Annotated in this window: 17 protein-coding genes; 9 read left to right on the forward strand and 8 right to left on the reverse strand. The window is 67.3% G+C overall.

Annotated elements, in window-relative coordinates; translation table 11 throughout:
• Positions 1-167, reverse strand: a 167-nt coding sequence (locus ACESK5_RS15305) for an aldo/keto reductase (protein ID WP_372912465.1), incomplete at its 3' end; no start/stop codon positions are given.
• Between the two features lie 212 nt (positions 168-379).
• On the opposite strand from ACESK5_RS15305, the gene ACESK5_RS15310 reads away from it, so the two are divergent.
• The 3 genes from ACESK5_RS15310 (at position 380) to ACESK5_RS15320 (ending at position 4,294) form a co-directional block, all read left to right on the forward strand.
• On the forward strand, positions 380-1,468 hold the full coding sequence (locus ACESK5_RS15310; protein ID WP_372912449.1) for a polymer-forming cytoskeletal protein: 1,089 nt from the start codon (positions 380-382) through the stop codon (positions 1,466-1,468).
• A gap of 193 nt (positions 1,469-1,661) precedes the next feature.
• Positions 1,662-2,576 (forward strand): methyl-accepting chemotaxis protein, encoded by a 915-nt coding sequence (locus ACESK5_RS15315; RefSeq protein WP_372912450.1) that lies wholly within the window; start codon positions 1,662-1,664, stop codon positions 2,574-2,576.
• 95 nt (positions 2,577-2,671) lie between these two features.
• Positions 2,672-4,294 (forward strand): acyl-CoA synthetase, encoded by a 1,623-nt coding sequence (locus tag ACESK5_RS15320; protein ID WP_372912451.1) that lies wholly within the window; start codon positions 2,672-2,674, stop codon positions 4,292-4,294.
• A gap of 197 nt (positions 4,295-4,491) precedes the next feature.
• Here the strand turns inward: ACESK5_RS15320 and ACESK5_RS15325 are convergent, their stop codons facing one another.
• A complete protein-coding gene (locus ACESK5_RS15325; protein ID WP_372912452.1) occupies positions 4,492-5,094 on the reverse strand; it encodes a response regulator transcription factor in 603 nt (200 codons plus the stop codon).
• 139 nt (positions 5,095-5,233) lie between these two features.
• Here ACESK5_RS15325 and ACESK5_RS15330 point away from each other — a divergent pair, with 139 nt between their 5' ends.
• Both ACESK5_RS15330 and ACESK5_RS15335 read left to right on the forward strand, forming a co-directional pair.
• Complete coding sequence (locus tag ACESK5_RS15330) at positions 5,234-6,745, forward strand: cryptochrome/photolyase family protein (RefSeq protein ID WP_372912453.1); 1,512 nt, start codon at positions 5,234-5,236, stop codon at positions 6,743-6,745.
• Between the two features lie 145 nt (positions 6,746-6,890).
• Entirely contained in the window at positions 6,891-7,157 is a 267-nt protein-coding gene (locus ACESK5_RS15335; RefSeq protein ID WP_372912454.1) for a hypothetical protein, read from the forward strand.
• A gap of 9 nt (positions 7,158-7,166) precedes the next feature.
• Here the strand turns inward: ACESK5_RS15335 and ACESK5_RS15340 are convergent, their stop codons facing one another.
• The 4 genes from ACESK5_RS15340 to ACESK5_RS15355 all read right to left on the reverse strand — a co-directional run bounded on the left by ACESK5_RS15340 (position 7,167) and on the right by ACESK5_RS15355 (position 10,417).
• Positions 7,167-7,772, reverse strand: a complete 606-nt coding sequence (locus tag ACESK5_RS15340; RefSeq protein ID WP_372912455.1) for a peroxidase-related enzyme — start codon at positions 7,770-7,772, stop codon at positions 7,167-7,169.
• Positions 7,773-8,203: 431 nt separating this feature from the next.
• Positions 8,204-8,698 carry a metal-dependent hydrolase gene (locus ACESK5_RS15345; protein WP_372912456.1) on the reverse strand — a complete coding sequence of 165 codons (495 nt, stop codon included), beginning with the start codon at positions 8,696-8,698 and terminating at the stop codon, positions 8,204-8,206.
• A 46-nt stretch (positions 8,699-8,744) separates the two neighbouring features.
• A complete protein-coding gene (locus ACESK5_RS15350) occupies positions 8,745-9,302 on the reverse strand; it encodes a thioredoxin family protein (RefSeq protein WP_372912457.1) in 558 nt (185 codons plus the stop codon).
• Positions 9,303-9,373: 71 nt separating this feature from the next.
• Entirely contained in the window at positions 9,374-10,417 is a 1,044-nt protein-coding gene (locus ACESK5_RS15355) for an NAD(P)-dependent alcohol dehydrogenase (RefSeq protein WP_372912458.1), read from the reverse strand.
• A gap of 184 nt (positions 10,418-10,601) precedes the next feature.
• On the opposite strand from ACESK5_RS15355, the gene ACESK5_RS15360 reads away from it, so the two are divergent.
• Together ACESK5_RS15360 and ACESK5_RS15365 are read left to right on the forward strand one after the other, a co-directional pair.
• On the forward strand, positions 10,602-11,660 hold the full coding sequence (locus ACESK5_RS15360; protein ID WP_372912459.1) for an amidohydrolase family protein: 1,059 nt from the start codon (positions 10,602-10,604) through the stop codon (positions 11,658-11,660).
• A complete protein-coding gene (locus ACESK5_RS15365) occupies positions 11,660-12,439 on the forward strand; it encodes an iron-sulfur cluster assembly protein (RefSeq protein WP_372912460.1) in 780 nt (259 codons plus the stop codon). The genes ACESK5_RS15360 and ACESK5_RS15365 overlap by 1 nt, the downstream gene beginning before the upstream one ends.
• A 304-nt stretch (positions 12,440-12,743) precedes the next feature.
• Here ACESK5_RS15365 and ACESK5_RS15370 read toward each other — a convergent pair whose 3' ends face one another.
• Positions 12,744-13,514, reverse strand: a complete 771-nt coding sequence (locus tag ACESK5_RS15370; RefSeq protein WP_372912461.1) for an IclR family transcriptional regulator — start codon at positions 13,512-13,514, stop codon at positions 12,744-12,746.
• Between the two features lie 370 nt (positions 13,515-13,884).
• Between ACESK5_RS15370 and ACESK5_RS15375 the strand changes: the two genes are divergently transcribed.
• Positions 13,885-14,649, forward strand: coding sequence for a cyclase family protein (locus ACESK5_RS15375; RefSeq protein WP_372912462.1), 765 nt, complete (start codon positions 13,885-13,887; stop codon positions 14,647-14,649).
• 30 nt (positions 14,650-14,679) lie between these two features.
• Here ACESK5_RS15375 and ACESK5_RS15380 read toward each other — a convergent pair whose 3' ends face one another.
• Positions 14,680-15,960 (reverse strand): cytosine deaminase, encoded by a 1,281-nt coding sequence (locus tag ACESK5_RS15380; RefSeq protein WP_372912463.1) that lies wholly within the window; start codon positions 15,958-15,960, stop codon positions 14,680-14,682.
• Between the two features lie 150 nt (positions 15,961-16,110).
• Between ACESK5_RS15380 and codB the strand changes: the two genes are divergently transcribed.
• On the forward strand, positions 16,111-17,493 hold a 1,383-nt coding region (gene codB, locus ACESK5_RS15385), incomplete at its 3' end, for a cytosine permease (RefSeq protein WP_372912464.1).

The following is a 17,493-nucleotide window of genomic DNA, read 5'->3' on the forward strand; positions in this document are numbered from 1 at the left end:
GCGGTGTCGAAGAAGTTGATGCCCAGGTCGATGGCCCGCTCGACCAGTTCGAGTCCCGCCTCCTCGTCGAGCACCCAGTCGCGCCACTCCGAGGTGCCGAAGCTCATACAGCCGAGACAGATGCGGGAGACCCCCATACCGGTGTCACCGAGGGTGGTGTACTCCATGGCACCTCCCTCTCGGTGGAGGGACAAAAGTGAGTGGGCCACGGCGGTGCGCCGGGGCAGACGCGCCGCGGACGCGTCCGTGCGGGACACCGCCCGCCGACGGCAGACCCAGCGAGGGTCGATTCCCGTCTCGCGGGACCAACGAGTACGGTTTATCGTGTCACGTCGCCTACCACTAGGCGACGTGAGCAGCGTCTCCGTCAGTGGTTACCATGTTCAAGAACGTACTCGCGGTCCTCCTCGCGTTCGTCGTCGTCGTCGGGGTCGTCCCCGGCGTCACGGCGGCGCAGGCGGGTGGGACCGAACAGGTCGGCGGCCTCGTCGAGGTTGCCGTCGGTGAGACAGTCACCGGCGACCTCAGTGCCGTCGGTGGAACAGTGGTCGTCGCCGGGACGGTGGCCGGCGACGTCGCGGCGACCGGCGGGTCCGTCGTCGTCGCCTCGACGGGCGTCGTCGAGGGCGACCTGGCCGCAATCGGCGGGTCGGTCCTCGTCGACGGGACCGTCGCCGGCGACGTGCAGGTGTCGGGCGGGTCCGTCCTCGTCCGCGACGGCGCCCGCATCGGCGGCACGCTCGAAGCGGCGGCCGGGAGCATCCGAATGGACGGGCAGGTGGCGGGTGACGCCCGCCTCGCGGGCGAGACGGTGACCGTCGGCCCCGCGGCCGTCGTCGGCGGTGACCTCCTGTACGACGCCCGGACGTTCACCGCGTCGCCCGACGCCAGCGTCGCCGGCACGGTCCGGGCACAGGACGGCATCGTCACCGGCGACCCCGCCATCGCGCCGCCCGCGATTCCGCGTGGCGTCGGCGCCGTCTACGGCCTGCTGGCGAACCTCGTCCTCGGCGCGGCGCTGCTCCTCGCCGTGCCACGCTTCACGGACGCCGTGCGGGGAGTGGGAGCCAGACAGGCGCTCCGGAGCGGCGGCGTCGGCCTGCTCACGCTCGTCGGCGTGCCCGTCGCGCTGGTGCTCGTCGCGCTGACCGTCGTCGGCATCCCGCTGTCGCTCGCGGGTGCCCTCGCGTTCGCGCTCCTCCTGTGGGTCGGGTTCGTCTACGGGAGCCTCGTCGCCGGGACGTGGCTCCTCTCGCTGCTCGACCGGGAGGGTCGCTGGCTCGCGCTCGGCGTCGGTCTCGCCGTCGTGACCCTCGTCGGTCTCGTGCCGTTCGTCGGAGGCGTCGTCGAGTTCCTCGTCCTGCTCGTGGGACTCGGGGCGTTCGTCCTCGCGGTGCGTGGTGCGCGGAGCGACGAGTCGGGCGGCTTCGTCTTCGGCGGCACCGAGGACGAGTCGGCGGCCGTGTGACTCGACCGGTCGCGTCGCTCGCTCCGGCGCCTTCGTCGGACCGACACGCGTCTCTCGCATCCTGAATACGTACCGGTAAACTACCGAAAAAATACGATTAGCGTACGAGTGACGTACAGTATTGATACGGGTGGATTACACCAAATGATAATTCGCGCAGCAGGTTTTATTCGTCGACGGCCGTGTGCGAACTATGGCATACTCCGACTCGGGTTCTGCGGACCTGACCGACCAGATCGACGACCTGGAGGCAGAACTCGACTTCGACACCGACGACGACCTCGACGAGTACGAGAGCGCCCTCGCCGAACTCCTTATGGCGTCCGAGCAGGTCGCAGAGAGCGTCCACGAGATCAGCGCCGCCAACGAGGACCAGGCCGACTCGCTGTCGGTCGTCAGCGACGAGGTCGAGACGCTGACCGCCGCCGCGGAGGAGGTGGCCGCGGCCGTCGACCAGGTCGCCGACGCCAGTCGCGAGACGCGAGAGGAGGCCCGCGCCGGTCGGGCGACCGCGAAGGACGCGCGTGAGGCCATGCACTCGATACAGGACGCCGCCGAGGCCGTCGCCGACGATTTCCGGAACGTCCAGCAGCGCGTCCAGGACGTCGTCGACATCGTCGACATCCTCGACCAGATTTCGAACCAGACGAACCTGCTCGCGCTCAACGCGTCCATCGAGGCCGCCCGTGCGGGCGAGGCCGGCGCCGGATTCGGGGTCGTCGCCGACGAAATCAAGGCACTCGCCGGGGAGTCACGCCAGCAGGCGGGCGGCATCAGCGAGACGGTTCAGGAGGTTCAGACGGACGTCGCGAAGGCCGTCGACAACCTCGAAGAGAGCGACCTCCAGATCGAGAACGGGATGGCACAGATCACGGAGGCGGTCGACCGGTTCGACAGCATCATCGACGCCGTCGAGGAGTCGACCGACGGCGTCGAGGAGATATCCGACGCCACGAACGAACAGGCGGCGAGCGCTGAGGAAATCGCCGCGATGACACAGGAGTCGAGCGCGAACGCCCAGGAAGTCTCCGCGTCGACCACGGAAATCGTCGACGCCGTCGACGAGCAGACGGAGATGGTCCGGACGCTCGCCAGCTTCGACGTCTGAGCGGACGCTCACCGCGACGGCCAGGCGATTCGAGGGTCGCAACGACGCGGCCCGCGACCCAAATCATTATTCGTCGGGTTTTCGATGTGTGTGCTATGGCACTGGACTACGACGCCGCCTGCGAGTCGTTCGAGTGGGACATCCCCGAGGGGTACACGCTCCCCGGCGTAATCGAGTCACACGCCGACGCGTTCGGCGACCGGGTCGCGGTCCGCTTTCTGAGCGAGGAGGGCACACGGGTCGAGCGGACGTACGCGGACCTCCGCGCGGGCATGAACCGCTTCGCGAACGCGCTCGCCGACCTCGGCGTCGGGAAGGGCGACCGGGTGATGCACCTCTTCCCCCGCCACCCCGACGCGTTCGCCATCCAACTCGGTGCGCTGAAACGGGGTGCCCTCCTTGTCCCGTGTTCGTCGATGCTGAAGCCGAAGGACATCTCCTTCCGGGCGTCGGACTGTGAGGCGTCGACCGTCGTCGCCCACGCGTCGCTCACCGACATGGTCGAACCGGTGCTCGACGAGACGCCGCTCTCGAACCTCGTCGCCCTCGACGGCGACCCCGACGGCTGGGACTCGTTCGAGTCGCTCACGGCGGACCAGCCGACCGACCACGACGGCCCCGACGTCGGCGCGGCGGACCCGATGTCCATCAACTACACCTCGGGGACGACGGGACAGCCGAAGCCGGTCCTCCACAAACACCGCTGGATGCGCTGTTTCGAGCTCGTCAACGGGCCCTACTGGTGGGGGCTCACGGCCGACGAGGACCTCTCCGACGAGTTGATGTGGGCGACGACGGGGACGGGGTGGGCAAAGTGGTTCTGGAGCCCCGTCGGCGTCGGCCTCACGACGGGGGCGACCCAGCTCATCTACGACGGCGAGTTCGACCCCGAGACGTTCCTCGACATCATGGCCGAGGAGGGCGTCACGAAGCTGTGCGCGGTCCCGACGCAGTACCGCCTGTTCGCACAGGAGGAACTGGGAGAGTGGGACCTCTCGCTCACCGACGCGCTCTCGGCGGGCGAACCGCTCAACCGCGAGCCCATCGAGGCGTTCCAGGAGGGCGCGGGCGTGACCCCACGCGACGGCTACGGGCAGACCGAGACGGTGGCGCTGGTGACGAACTACCCCGGCATCGACGTCAAGGAGGGGTCGATGGGCAAGCCCGCCCCCGGTATGGGGACGACCATCATCGACACGCTGGAGGAGGAACCGGTCGAGGACGGCGAAATCGGCGAGGTGGCCGTCCCCGTCGACTGCCCAGGTATCTTCGACGGCTACTACCAGAAGCCCGACCTCGACGCGGAGACGTTCTCGGGCGACTACTACCGGACCGGCGACCTGGCCTCGCGAGACGAGGACGGCTACCTCTTCTTCGAGGGGCGCGCCGACGACATCATCATCTCCGCGGGCTACCGCATCGGGCCGTTCGAGGTCGAGGACGCGCTCGTCTCGCACCCCGCGGTCACCGAGGCGGCCGCGGTTGCGTCGCCGCACGACGACCGCGGGAACGTCGTCAAGGCGTACGTCGTGCTCGCCGAGGGGCACGAGGGCTCTGACGAGTTGGCGACGGAGATACAGGAGTTCATGAAAGAGGAGACGGCGCCGTACAAGTACCCACGACGAATCGAGTTCGTCGACGACCTCCCGAAGACCTCCTCGGGGAAGATTCGGCGCATCGAACTGCGACAGAGCGAGAAGCAGCAGTTCGGTTCCTAGCGCCCGGGAGTCACCGACGCCACTCCCGCGAGGCCGACGAGGGTGACGACGGCTCTCACGACGGCGTCGCCGTCGCCGAAGAACCCGAAGCCGACGCCGATGGCAGTGGTGGGCGGGCGCGTGGTCGTCCGTCGTCGGGTCCGAGGGAGGGTCCCGTACTGTCCCGTGCTACGCCGACGGGGTGACTCTCGAGCGACTCACTCGGTCGACTCGCCCGGTTCCAGCGCGTCCTCGTCGGGCAACTCTCGGAAGGCCGCCGCGAAGTCGTCGCTCGAGTACTCGGTGAGCGTCTCGTCGAGTTCGGTGCGGAGCTGGTCCATCCGTGCAGTGAGTCGCTCGTACTCCTCGCTCGTGTCGTCTTTCTGCGCACTCTCGAGGGTGGCCTTCTTCGAGGCGAGCGCGAAGAACTCCTGCGTACGGGTGTCGAACTCCGCACGCGAGAGGAGGACGGCCACCACCGAGCGGAGTTCCTCGCGGGTGACGGGCTTGACGAGGTAGTCGTCGAACGGCATATCGACGATGTCGACGTCGGGTTCGACCGCCGTAATCATCGCCACGCGACAGTCGATTCCCCGTTCGCGGAGCGCCGCGAGGACCTCGTCGCCGGTCATCATCGGCATCCGTCGGTCGAGCAGGGCCACGTCGACCGCTTCGGTCGCCAGTTCGAGCGCTTCCTCGCCGCCAGTGGCGACGCGGACGTCGTACTCGTCCGCCAGCCAGTGGGCGTACAGCTCGGCGAGTTCGGCCTCGTCGTCGGCGACCAGGACGATCGGGCGCCCGTCGCTGTCGGTGCCTGCCATCTGTTTTCGATACTACCGTCTCGCTCCTCGTATATCATGGTGACGACAGCCGTCACGCCGCCGCCGGCCACAACGGATTACTCCGGCTGGTCCCTAGCGCGGCCATGCGACCGACCACGCCAGCGTCGGGGGGTGGGCGATGACCGTCTGGCTCCTCGGCGACCAGCTCTCGCCGGACGCGGCCCCGCTCGCAACCGCGGACCACGTCCTCATGATCGAGGCGCACGGCTTCGCCGAGCGACTCCCGTACCACCCGGCGAAGCTCACGCTCCTCTTCTCGGCGATGCGCCACTGCCGCGACGAACTCCGTGGCCGGGGCTACGAGGTGACGTACGTCGAGACCGAGACGTTCGGCGAGGGGCTCTCGGAGTACTTCGAGGCCGCCCCCGACGACGCGCTCGTCCTGATGGACCCGCCGAGCCACGGCGCGGCGGCGCGCTTCACCGAACTGGTCGAGGAACGCGGCGGCACCCTCACCGTCGTCGAGAACGACCGCTTCCTCACCACCCCCGACCTGTTCGACGAGTGGGCCGGCGACCGCTCGGTCGACGAGGGGTTTCGACAGGAGCAGTGGTACCGGTTCGTCCGCCGCGAGTTCGACATCCTGATGAACGGCGACGAGCCCGAGGGGGGCGCGTGGAACTACGACGACCAGAACCGAGAGACGCCCCCCGATGGGTGGTCGCCACCACCGACACCGACGTTCGACCCCGACGCGCTCACGCGGGAGGTCCACGAGTTCGTCACGGAGCGATACGCGGACCACTGGGGGAACCCCTCACTGGAGGCGGTGGTGTGGCCCGTCACCCGGTCCGAGGCGCTGTCGGCGCTCGACCACTTCGTCTCGGCGCGACTCCCCGAGTTCGGTGACTACCAGGACGCGCTGGTCGAGGGCGAGTGGGCGCTGTCGCACTCGCTGCTCTCCTCGTCGCTGAACCTCGGCCTCCTCCACCCGCAGGAGGTGGTCGATTCCGCCGTCGAAGCGTACCACCGGGAGGAGGCACCGCTCAACTCGGTCGAGGGGTTCGTCCGACAGGTCGTCGGCTGGCGGGAGTTCATGCGCCACGTCTACCGCCGCGCGATGCCGGCGATGGGGGAAGCGAACCAGTTGGAACAAGAACGGGAGCTCCCGCCGCTGTACTGGGACGGTGAGACCGACATGACCTGTCTCTCGGAGGCGGTGTCGCACGTCCACGACCGGGGGTACGCCCACCACATCGAACGGCTGATGGTGCTCTCGAACTTCGCGCTCGTCTACGGCGCCGCCCCCCAGGCGCTCAACCGCTGGTTCCACCTCGGCTTCGTCGACGCGTACCACTGGGTGACGACGCCGAACGTCGTCGGCATGGGATCGTTCGCGACGGACGTGCTGTCGTCGAAGCCGTACGCCTCGTCGGGGAACTACATCAACGAGATGAGCGACTTCTGTGCGGGCTGTGAGTACACGGTGTCGCGGACGACTGGCGAGGGCGCCTGTCCGTTCAACGCGCTGTACTGGGACTTCCTGAAGGAGAACGAGGAGCGACTGAGAGGAACGGGTCGGATGGGGCTGATGTACTCGCACGTCGACAACAAGAGCGATGAAGAGTGGGAGGCGATTCGGGAGCGAGCGGAGACGGTGCGGGAACGGGCACGGGCGGGAGAGCTGTAGCGACTGGTCGCCACGACCGTCTCGCCACCCACACTGCAGATATCAGCCCTGATTCTCCAACACGAACGCTTACCTCACACGGTTCGACAGTCGGTGTACGAAGCGGGTCACCGGGCCTACCCTGAAGTACGTGCTGGTGATGGGTGTGATAGCCTTCCTCGCCTTCGTCGGGACCACCTCGATCACAATCTTTACTGCTGGTTCGGGGCTCGTCGCGGTCCCACTCGTCATCGTTCTCGTCTCCCTCCCGATGGTCTACCTGTTCTGGAAAGACGTTACCAGCCTCAGAGACAGCGGCGTCCGCTGGGGCCGGTCACGGTGGGCCGTCTACGTCCTCGCGGTGCCGCTGCCGGCGTACGTAATCTTCCCGGTCTATCTGCTGGTCAGACTCTCGAAGACGGTACGGGCGTGACGGGTACCTTCACTCCCGCTTCTCGCGCCCCAGCGTGTGGAACTCGTCGTTCGGCCGCATGTCCGCGAACATCGCCATACGGTTGGACAGGTTGAAGAAGGCGGTGACGGCGGCGATGTCCCAGATGGCCTCCTCGGAGTAGCCGGCCGCTTCCAGCAGCGCGATGTCCTCTTCGGTCACTTCCGTCGGTGACTCGGTGAGTTTCACGGCGACGTCGAGCATCGCCATCCGTTTCTCGGAGACGTCCGCGGTCCGGTAGTTCGCCACGAGCTGGTCGGCGAGGGCCGGGTCCCGCGCGTAGATTCTGACCAGAGCGCCGTGGGCGACGTTGCAGTAGTAGCAGTGGTTGACGCCGGAGACGGCGACGACGATCATCTCCACCTCCTCTCTGTCCAGCGCGGAGTCGTCCACGAGCGCGTCGTGGTACGCGAAGAAGGCGCGGAAGTGCGAGGGTTTGTAGCCGAACGCCGAGAAGACGTTGGGGGTGAAGCCCGCCCGCTCCGTCTCCTCGGTGATCCGTTCCTGGAGGTCCTCGGGGAGGTCCGCGAAGTCCGGGACGGGGAAGCGTCGCATCGCGTCGTCGTCGAGTTCGGGGGTCGGGTCGGAGTCGGCCATAGCCGGCGTTCGGCGGGAGGGGTGAAAGGTCCAGCGGCGGCGGTGGAGGGCGTTCCGCTGTCGTCACGGGGACCGCTTCGGACGGCATGCGCCGCGTCTCGCGTCGACACGTCGACGACCGGAGAGCCGGGCCGTCGAGCGGCCCTCGGGCTCTCGACTCGACGTCACACGGAGTGTACGTCTCCCGGCGCGCGCTGCGGGCGGTCCCGTCCGCCAGCGCACAGCGTGCGAGGGTGACGGTTCGCGCCTCCGTGCGCGAACCACTTGGCTGGGGAGGAGTGAGGCCCCACACCGTGGCCGTGTCCCACTCGGATGCGCCCGACCCGTGCCGCGTCGACGGCCGACGACCGCCGGCGGCTGTCGGTGACCGAACCCCCGCCGGCGGGCGCGCGCTACCTGGACGTACCCGACCCCGACACACGCCCGTCCACTCACCCCACGACCAGCACGGCCACCCACGCCGCGGTCACGAAGACGCCGAGCGAGAGGAGCCCGTAGTTCCCGACCTGGCTGTCGGCGGTGACGACCGAGAGCGTGACGTTCCGCCCGGAGAGCGGCCAGAGGGGTCTGATTCCCATCGGCGTCAGCGCGTCGGCAGCGAGGTGTGCGCCGACGCTCAACAGCCCAGTCGCGGCACCGACCAGCGCCAGCGTCTCGGGGCCGTACGGCGCGCCGAACCCGACCCGGCCGACGGCGAACCCCACGGCGCCCAGCGCCGCCCCGACCAGCAGGGCGAACCACACCGTGTGGGTGATGCCGCGGTGTGAGACGCCCGGGAGTCGGTGGTCGACGTCGGGGAGCATCGCCAGCCAGAGCGCCCCCGCGCCCACGACGAAGGCGAATTCGGTGAAGCCAGCCGTCACGAGGGAGACGCCGACCGGTGCGAACGCGAGCAGCGCGACGCCGTAGTGGCCGTTGCGGTACACAGTCGAGGCAGGGAGGCGCGGAACGAGAAGCTGACGGCCTCGGCGTTCACCGCCACTTGATGCTGCACCCGCGGGAGGGGACCACGTCGACGTCGACGTCCTCGCCTGCGAGGACGCTCTCGACGGCCTCGCGCATGACGTACTCGTCCGGTTCCTCGTCGGGGTTCATCGCGTCGTCGATGCGGCCGTGGTACGTCAGGACGAACGTGCCGTCCTCGTTGGCGAACAGGAACGGGTCGGGGGTACACGTCGCGCCGTACGCTTCGGCCACCTCCTGAGAGTCGTCGCGGAGGTACGCCGTGTACTGTACGCGGCCGTCGTCGACGTACTCGCGCATCTTCTCGAAGGAGTCCTCGGGGTACTCCTCCTCGTCGTTCGGGTTGATGCCGACCACCGCGAGGTCGTCGTACGCCTCGGCGAGGTGGTTCAGTTCGTCGAACTTCGCCCGCGCGTAGGGGCAGTGGTTACACGTGAAGACGACGAGCAGCGCGTCGTACTCCGCGAACGAGTCGAGCGAGTACGACTCGCCGTCGGTCCCCTCGAGGGAGAAGTCGGGCGCTTCGTCGCCGGGTTCGATGTCGCCTTCGGACTCTTTCAGCACCATACCCTACGTTAGCGGCCGGCGGAAAAAAGACGTTGTGTGTGGGTTCGTGCCCCGGTCCGTCCCGTCTCGACTCAGGGTGGCGTGATGACGGCTCGGCCGTCGATTTCGCCGTGTTCGAGCCGTTCGGCGACGGTGTTGACGTCACCCAGTTCGTAGCGCTCGGTGTGCAGTTCGACGGCGCCGCGGTCGACGAGCGCGACGAGTTCCTGCAGTTCGGTGTAGCGGCCGACGAGCGTCCCGCGGAAGGCGAACTCGCCGTTGACGAGCGCCTGTGCGGGTTCGTGGATGTGTCCGCCGTAGCCGATGATGTGGTGGTCGCCGCCGGCGGCGGTGATGTCGGGCGCGAGTTGCGTCGTCTCGTCGCGGCCGACGAAGTCGAGCACCTGCTGTGCGCCGACCCCGCCGGAGAACGACTCGACCGCGTCGGCGACCTCTTCGGTCTCCGGGTCGACAGTGTCGTCCGCTCCCAGTTCGGACGCGAGGTCACGCGCCGACTGCTTGAGGTCGACGGCGACGATGTCGGCGGCGGACATCGCTCGGAGACACTGCAGGCCGATGTGGCCGAGGCCGCCGACGCCGATGACGACCGCCGTGTCGCCCGGGTTGAGTTCGTCGACGGCCTTCTTCGCGGCGTGGTAGGCCGTGATACCCGCGTCGGCGTGCGGAGCGATGTCCGTCGGGTCTACGCCCTCTGGCAGCGGGATGACCGCCCGCTCGGAGGTGTGGAGGAACTCGGCGAACCCACCGTCGTGGGTGAGTCCGTTGAACTTCGAGTTCTCGCAGTACATGTCCTCCCCGAGGCGGCAGGACCGACAGGTCCCGCAGGTCTGTACCGGGTGACAGATGACGGGGTCGCCGACGTCGACTGCCGTCACCTCCTCGCCCACCTCGCTCACGATGCCGGCGTTCTCGTGGCCGAGTGTGAGTGGGAGTTCCTGCGGGACGTACTCCGTCCACATCCCCTCGATGATGTGGTTGTCCGTCTGGCACCACCCCGCTCCCTCGACTTCGACGACGACGCCGTCGGACGTGTCGACGGTCGGACGGTCGACCTCGTCGATGGAGAGTGCCTCGCCCATGTCGTCCGTGTACTCGTGCAGACGCGCAGCTTGCATAGCGATTAATCGTGATTATTCCTAGAGCAAAAACGCTCGTCTTGCGGAGAAGTGTGTGCACCGGTATCTACCGTCTTCAGTGCCACTCGGCTCCGAGTAACTATCCGGTATTCATCTATTCCCGGGGCGCCCGTGTGAATTATTATGTTAATTATTTATGCTGCGTGTCCTCAGGCAAACCTGTATGTACCAGCATCAGGGTGAGGACGTGTTCGTCATCGACGGACACACCCACATGTGGGACGCGACGGAGGAGAACATCAAACACGAGGGTGGCGAACAGTTCATCCAGTGTTTCTACGACTATCACACGGGCTTCACGCCCGACGAGCGTGTCCGGGACATCGACGACTACCGGAAGTTCACCCCCGAAGACGTCAAGGAGGACCTCTTCACCAACTACGTCGACATGGCGGTGTACCAGCCGACGCATCTCCACGAGTTCTACAAGGAGGGGTTCAACACCGTCGACGACCTCGGACAGACGCTCTTCCAGGACTACCCCGAGCGGTTCGTGCTCAACGGCCGGTGGGACCCCCGCGACGGCGAGGCCGGCCTGAAGGAACTCGAACGCCAGAAGGAGGAGTACGACATCATGGGGGCGAAGGTGTACACGGCGGAGTGGAAGGGTGACTCGAAGGGGTGGCGCCTCGACAGCGACGAGTCGTACGAGTTCCTCGAGAAGTGCGCCGAACTCGGCGTGAAGAACATCCACCCGCACAAGGGGCCGACCATCCGGCCGCTGAACAAGGACGCGTTCGACGTGGGCGACGTCGACGACGCGGCGTCGTCGTTCCCCGAACTAAACTTCATCGTCGAGCACGTCGGCCTCCCCCGCCTCGACGACTTCTGCTGGATCGCGACGCAGGAGCCCAACGTCTATGGCGGTATCGCAGTCGCCGCCCCGATGGCGCTCGCTCGTCCGCGGAAGTTCGAGGAGATCATGGCCGAACTGCTGTTCTGGCTCGGCGAGGACCGCATCACGTTCGGCTCCGACTACGGTATCTGGGACCCCGACTGGATCATCGAGACCATCATGGACATGGAGTTCTCCGAGGAGACAGTCGAAGAGTACGGCGTCGAGTTCGACCTCGAGACGAAGAAGAAGGTGATGGGCGAGAACGTCGCCGAGCTGTACGACATCGACATCGAGGAGCGGAAGAAGCAGTTCCAGAACGACGGCATCAGCCAGGAGTTCGGCCTCGGCGAGTCGTACGGGGCGCCGGCTTCGGCGGACGACTGATGTCTCCGACGCCCGCCGACGTCCGCGCACGCCTCGACCGCGTGACGGACCCCGAGCTGGACGAGTCCATCGTCGACCTGGACTACATCGACCGTATCGACATCGGCGAGACGTCGGTGACCGTCCACTTCACGCTCCCGACGGCGTGGTGTTCGCCCGCGTTCGCCTGGATGATGGCGACCGACGCGCGCGACGAACTCGAGTCGCTCCCGGACGTCGACCGCGCGGAGGTGTACCTCCGCGACCACATGCACGAGGTCGAAATCAACGACGGCGTCAACGCGCGCAAGTCGTTCGAGGCGTCGTTCCCCGACGCCGACGGTGAGGTCGCCTCGGTCCGCGCCACGCTCGACGACAAAGCCCGCCTCTCCCGGCAGTACGAGGCTGTCGGGGCGCTCCTCGACGCCGGCGTCTCGCCCGAGCAAATCTGCGAGTTGACGCCGGCCGACCTCGACATCGACGACGACCCGCGACGGGAGGGCGCCCGTGCCTCGGTCTACCTCGCGGCGGACGCGTTCGCGGTCACCGTCGACGCCCGGCCGCTCGACCGCTACCTGTGTAAGGCACGGACGGTCGGTCTCGTCGACGGCGACGACGACCCCCTGTTCCGGACGCCCGAGGGTGACGCCATCGACCCCGAGTCGTTCGAACTCGTCCACCGCCGCGGCCGACTCGCCCAGACCAACATGACCGGTCAGGGCGGCGTCTGCGACGCCCTCAACGAGAGCCGTCGGAAGAAACTGAACCGCGACGGCCCGACCGTGGTCGACGCCGACTGACCTCTCCCCGTCCGGTCGGCTCGTCATCGATATTCGATTGAACTACCGTCCGAGCCGACTGTCTCTCAGATGATCAACTCTCGGTAGAACAGGCTGACGAGAGATACATACAACCAATTATGACCGCTTCGGGAGTTATTTTCACACTGATGAAAAGAAAACTGGGCTGTCAAAAGGCTGTACTGTACAACGAGTAATATTCGGGCAGGTCGTAGCCGTGTCGAGCGACGGTGGTGGGGCGACCGTCCGCGAGTGCCAGACTTACACTGGTAGGTGTGTAACAGACGTGCGGCGAGCGGGGCGGTCAGAGGTAGGTGATGTTGAGTTCGATGACGTTCGCGGCGCTCCGGAGTCGGTCGGGGAGTTCGGACCGGAACCGCTCGCCCCGCAGTCGACTCGTGGGGCCGGCGACGCTGATGGCTCCGAGGACCTCCCCGTCGTCGGTGCGGAGCGGAACGGCGACGCTCCGGAGGCCGCTGATGCGCTCCTCGTCGTCGAACGCGACGCCCTCGTCGCTGATTCGCTCGAGTTCGTCGAACAGGGCGTCCGCGTCGGTGATGGTGTGATCGGTCAGGGCCGGCAGACCCCGCCGGTCGATGACCTCGCGGACGCGTTCGGCCGACGAGAACGCGAGCATCGCCTTCCCGAGGGCGGCCCCGTGGAGGTGGATGCGCTTGCCGACGTGGGTGTCGACGTGGACCGCTTGGTTCCCCTTCGCCCGGTGGAGGAAGACGCCGTATCCGTGCTCTTCGACGACGAGTCCCGCGAGTTCGCCCGTCTCCTCCGCGAGAGCGGTCACCTCGTCCCGGGCGATGCGGTAGACGAGATACCGCTCACGGGTCATCGACCCCAGTTCGAGGAACCGACAGGCGAGGCGGTACTCGTCGTCCTCCTTGACGACGTACCCGCGTCGTCGGAGCGTGTCGAGGTGGTTGTACACCGTGCTCTTCGGTTCGTCGAGTCCACGAGCGAGTTCGGTCACGCCTGCGGTTCCCAGGTCGTTCAGCGTCTCGACGATGCGGAGCGTCGTGTCCACGGCCCGGATGAGCCCGCCAGCGTCGTCGGCTTCGTCCATGAGTACTGGTACCACATGTGTGCCAATATATAAAACATTTGTTCTCTACTACTGAACAGCTCGGCCGCAGCCACCGGTCGTCACTTGTACACACTCGACAACTGTTCATTGCTACTGAACAGACGTCCCGCGAATCGTCTCCCGACTGGTTCCCCGGGAACTCCGCGCGTGAAACGCACGTCAGAGCCGCCGTCTGTCGGACGATTCTCTTCGACTCGGGTCGAAATAAACGCCGAAACGCGGGTCGCTTCCCCACACCTCCTGTTCCGCACTGATGAACACTCTCGCGAGTGGCGGCAGTAGCCCTCCGACGCGCCGCCGGGCGCGCGTGGAACAACACTTATCACGCTGCTGCGGGACGTGAGTCTGTATGCTCGACGGATACGAGATGTACGACCTCACGCAGCCGTGGTGTCAAGACACCCCCGCGTGGCCGACGTACGACAACCCGAAGATCTGGTACGAGAAGTCCCTCGACACCGAGAAGGTCAACGGCCAGAAGATCGAGTTCATGAACCACACGGGGACGCACCTCGACGGCGAGAAGCACTTCATCGCCCACGGCCGGGACATCGAGCAGATGCCGCTCGACGAACTCGTGGGCGACGCCGTCGTCGCCGACATCTCCGACAAGGTCGGCGAGTACGACGTCTACACCTCCGAGATGATCGAGGACGTCTGTGACGTCCGTGAGGGAGATATCCTCTTCGTCCACACCGGCTTCCAGAAGTACGCCTGGCACAGAGAGGAGGCCGACCCCCACGCCTTCTTCTGCAAGCACCCCGGTCCGAACATGGAGTTCGCCGAGTGGTGCCGCGAGATGGACATCAACTACCTCATCCTCGACTGCGGGAGCGCCGACCACCCGATGAACACGGTCGTCCGAGACGTCCGGCCCGAACTGGCCGCGGAGGCGCGCGACCACCTCGGTGTCGACGACCTCGACGAGATATTCCCGCCCGAGGGGTACCAGCTCATGCACACGGAGCTGTTCCCCCACGGCATCGTCCACGTCGAGAACGCCCAGGTGCCCGAAGAACTCCTGAACGAGCGCGTTCAGATCGGCACGTTCCCGTGGCGGTTCCGTGGCGGCGAGTCCTCGGTCTGCCGGTGCGTCGCGTTCAAAGAGGCGTAACCGCACCGTCGGTCCGTCTCCGCGCTTCGGTCAGCGGTGGAAGTCGACCTGCCGCTCGCCGTCCGACCGCCGGACGACCGTCTCCCGCGGTTCGGTCTCCGCGACGACGCGGCCCTCCTTCACCACGACTGTCCGTGCGGCTCGAGTCCGCAGCGCGTTGAACGGGTCCGGACTGTCGTAGACGACGAGCGACCCCTCGTTCCCCTCGGCGAGTCCGTACTCCGTGGCCCCGAACACTGCCGCGTTCGCCGTCGTGAGCATCTGCCAGAGCGTCTCGACGTCGCCGCGGCCGCTCATGTGCGCGTAGTGCAGGAGGACGAACGCGGCGTCGAGCTGGTCGCCGACGCCGTAGTGGTACCACGGGTCCATCACGGAGTCGTGGCCGAGCGCGACGGTCACGCCCGCGTCGTGCAACTGGTCGATGCGGGTGTGTCCGCGGCGTCGGGGGTAGTCGTCGTACCGGCCCTGCAGGACGCTGTTGTCCGGCGGGTTCGTGACGACGCTCACGCCGCTCTCCGCCAGTAGCGAGACGAGTTTGTCCGCGTACGCGTTCGAGTACGAGTGCATCGCCGTCGTGTGACTCGCCGTCGTCCGGTCGCCCATCCCCCGCTTCAGTGCCTCGCTCGCCAGCACCTCGGTGAACCGCGACCCCGGGTCGTCCGTCTCGTCGATGTGGAGGTCGACCGGGGCGTCGTACCGTTCCGCGAGGTCCATCGCCGTCTCCACCGAGGCGACGCCGTCCTCGCGGGTGTGTTCGTTGTGCGGGATACCACCCACCAGGTCACAGCCCATCTCCATCGCCTCGCGCAGGAGGTCCTCGTGGTCCGGTCGGGTGAAGACGCCGTCCTGCGGGAACGCGGCCACCTGGAGGTCGACGAGGTCCGACACCTCCTCGCGGAGTTCGAGGAGCGCCTCGACGCCGGTCAGCGTCTCCTCGGTCGTGTCGGCGTGCGTCCGAACCCGTGTGATGCCGTTCGCCGCCATCCACTCGAGGGCCTGCGTCGCCCGCGCTTTGACCTCGGCCTTCTCCAGCGACTGCTTGCGTTCGGCCCAGATACGAATCCCCTCGGCGAGCGTCCCCGTCTCGTTCCAGCGCGGGTCCCCTGCCGTGAGCGTCGCGTCCAGGTGGAGGTGCGGTTCGACGAGCGGCGGGGTGACGAGTCGGCCCGCGGCGTCGTGGCGTCTGTCGGCGTCGAACCCGGTGGGGTCACCCTCGCCCGCCGGGACGACGCGGTCGATACGGCCCGCGCGAATCTCGACGTCGACCCGCTCCCCGTCGAGCGTCGTTGCGTCGGTGACGACGTAGTCCATACGCCGAGAGGTCGGAGGAGGGACATTAACTCTTCCCCGTCGGCAGGTGCCGAAACACTCGATACGGACTCAAGGAATCGAAGGACTGCAGTGACCTACCGGGGCATGTTATGACAAGTTATTTGTACTATCGTCGAACACGTTCGTCACATGGCAACACAAGACACGGACTTCGACTGGCGAACGGTCGTCTTCGGCGACGAGGAACTCCCGGACCCCGACTGGCCCGTCGACCACGTGCCGAAGTCGGAGCGGAAGGGACTGGTGAGCATCTCCGCGGTCCTCCTCGGCTTCGTCTTCTTCGCGGGGACGCTCTGGGCCGGCGCCGAAGTGGGGGCGGCGATGGGCTTCGTCCCGATGCTGTCCGCGATGGCCGTCGGGTACGCCATCCTCGGCGTCTACGTCGCGCTGCTCTGTGCGATCTCGGCGAAGGCCGGCCTGACGACCGTCTTGCTGTCGCGGTACACGTTCGGCCGCGCCGGTGCGAAGTGGGCTGACCTCCTCCTCGGCGGCACGCAGGTCGGCTGGTTCGGCGTCACCATCCCGCTCATTGCCGTCCCGACGGCGACATTCTTCGGGGTGAACACGCCGACGTTCGTCTCCGCGCTCGTCGTCGTCTGGGGCGTCCTCCACCTCGCGACGGCGTACTTCGGGTACGAGGGGATGGAGCGCCTCTCGTACGTGGCCGTCCCGGCGCTCGTCGTCGTCGGCATCCTCTCGATGGGCATCGCCGTGGTCGATACGGGCGGTGTCGGCGGCCTGTTCTCGCAGGCTGGCGGGGGTGACATGGCGTTCGGGGCCGCCGTCACCATCGTCGTCGGCACCTTCATCAGCGGCGGGACGCAGGCGCCGAACTGGGCGCGGTTCGCCGCGAACAAACGCGTCGCCTTCTGGGCCGGCCTCGTCGCGTTCCTCGTCGGCAACGGCTTCCTGTTCCTCTCGGGCGCCGTCGGCGGCGCGGTGTACGACGTCACCCCCGCGGGGGACCTCTACGCCGTCCTCTCGGCGCAGGGACTCGCGTTCGTCGGCCTCGTCGCCCTCGTGTTCAACATCTGGACGACGAACGACAACGCCGCATACGCGTTCGGGGTCGCCGGGAGCGAGGCGTTCGACTTCGACCGCAAGCGCCCGTTCGTCCTCGCGGGCGGGGCCGTCGGCATCCTCCTCGCCCTGGTCGGCGTCGACAGCCTCCTCGTCCCCTGGCTGGCGACGCTCGGCCAGTACATCCCGCCGCTCGGCGGCGTCGTCATCGCGGACTTCCTGCTCGTGTGGGGACTCGACCGCATCCCCCGGATGGACGACGTCTCGTTCACGGGCGTCCGGTGGGTCTCCGTCCTGGCGTACGTCGGCGGCTGTGTCGTCGCCGTCCTCACGGCCGGCTCCGTGATTCCCGGTGTCGCGGCACCGCAACTGATTCCGGGAATCGCGTCGCTCAACGGTCTCGTCGCCGCGGGCGTCCTCCACGCCGTCGGCTACTACACGCTCGAACGCTCCGGCGTCCTCCCGGGCCACACCGTCGACACCGACGCCGAC

The organism is Salinigranum sp., from assembly GCF_041641895.1.
In the GTDB taxonomy this organism is placed as follows: domain Archaea; phylum Halobacteriota; class Halobacteria; order Halobacteriales; family Haloferacaceae; genus Salinigranum.

Coding starts and splice junctions, on each gene's coding strand:
- ACESK5_RS15310 (WP_372912449.1), top strand. CDS start 380: ATGTTCAAGAACGTACTCGCGGTCCTCCTCGCGTTCGTCGTCGTCGTC.
- ACESK5_RS15370 (WP_372912461.1), bottom strand. CDS start 13,514: ATGGACGAAGCCGACGACGCTGGCGGGCTCATCCGGGCCGTGGACACG.
- ACESK5_RS15355 (WP_372912458.1), bottom strand. CDS start 10,417: ATGCAAGCTGCGCGTCTGCACGAGTACACGGACGACATGGGCGAGGCA.
- ACESK5_RS15325 (WP_372912452.1), bottom strand. CDS start 5,094: ATGGCAGGCACCGACAGCGACGGGCGCCCGATCGTCCTGGTCGCCGAC.
- ACESK5_RS15340 (WP_372912455.1), bottom strand. CDS start 7,772: ATGGCCGACTCCGACCCGACCCCCGAACTCGACGACGACGCGATGCGA.
- ACESK5_RS15380 (WP_372912463.1), bottom strand. CDS start 15,960: ATGGACTACGTCGTCACCGACGCAACGACGCTCGACGGGGAGCGGGTC.
- ACESK5_RS15315 (WP_372912450.1), top strand. CDS start 1,662: ATGGCATACTCCGACTCGGGTTCTGCGGACCTGACCGACCAGATCGAC.
- ACESK5_RS15330 (WP_372912453.1), top strand. CDS start 5,234: ATGACCGTCTGGCTCCTCGGCGACCAGCTCTCGCCGGACGCGGCCCCG.
- ACESK5_RS15365 (WP_372912460.1), top strand. CDS start 11,660: ATGTCTCCGACGCCCGCCGACGTCCGCGCACGCCTCGACCGCGTGACG.
- ACESK5_RS15375 (WP_372912462.1), top strand. CDS start 13,885: ATGCTCGACGGATACGAGATGTACGACCTCACGCAGCCGTGGTGTCAA.
- ACESK5_RS15350 (WP_372912457.1), bottom strand. CDS start 9,302: ATGGTGCTGAAAGAGTCCGAAGGCGACATCGAACCCGGCGACGAAGCG.
- ACESK5_RS15360 (WP_372912459.1), top strand. CDS start 10,602: ATGTACCAGCATCAGGGTGAGGACGTGTTCGTCATCGACGGACACACC.
- ACESK5_RS15320 (WP_372912451.1), top strand. CDS start 2,672: ATGGCACTGGACTACGACGCCGCCTGCGAGTCGTTCGAGTGGGACATC.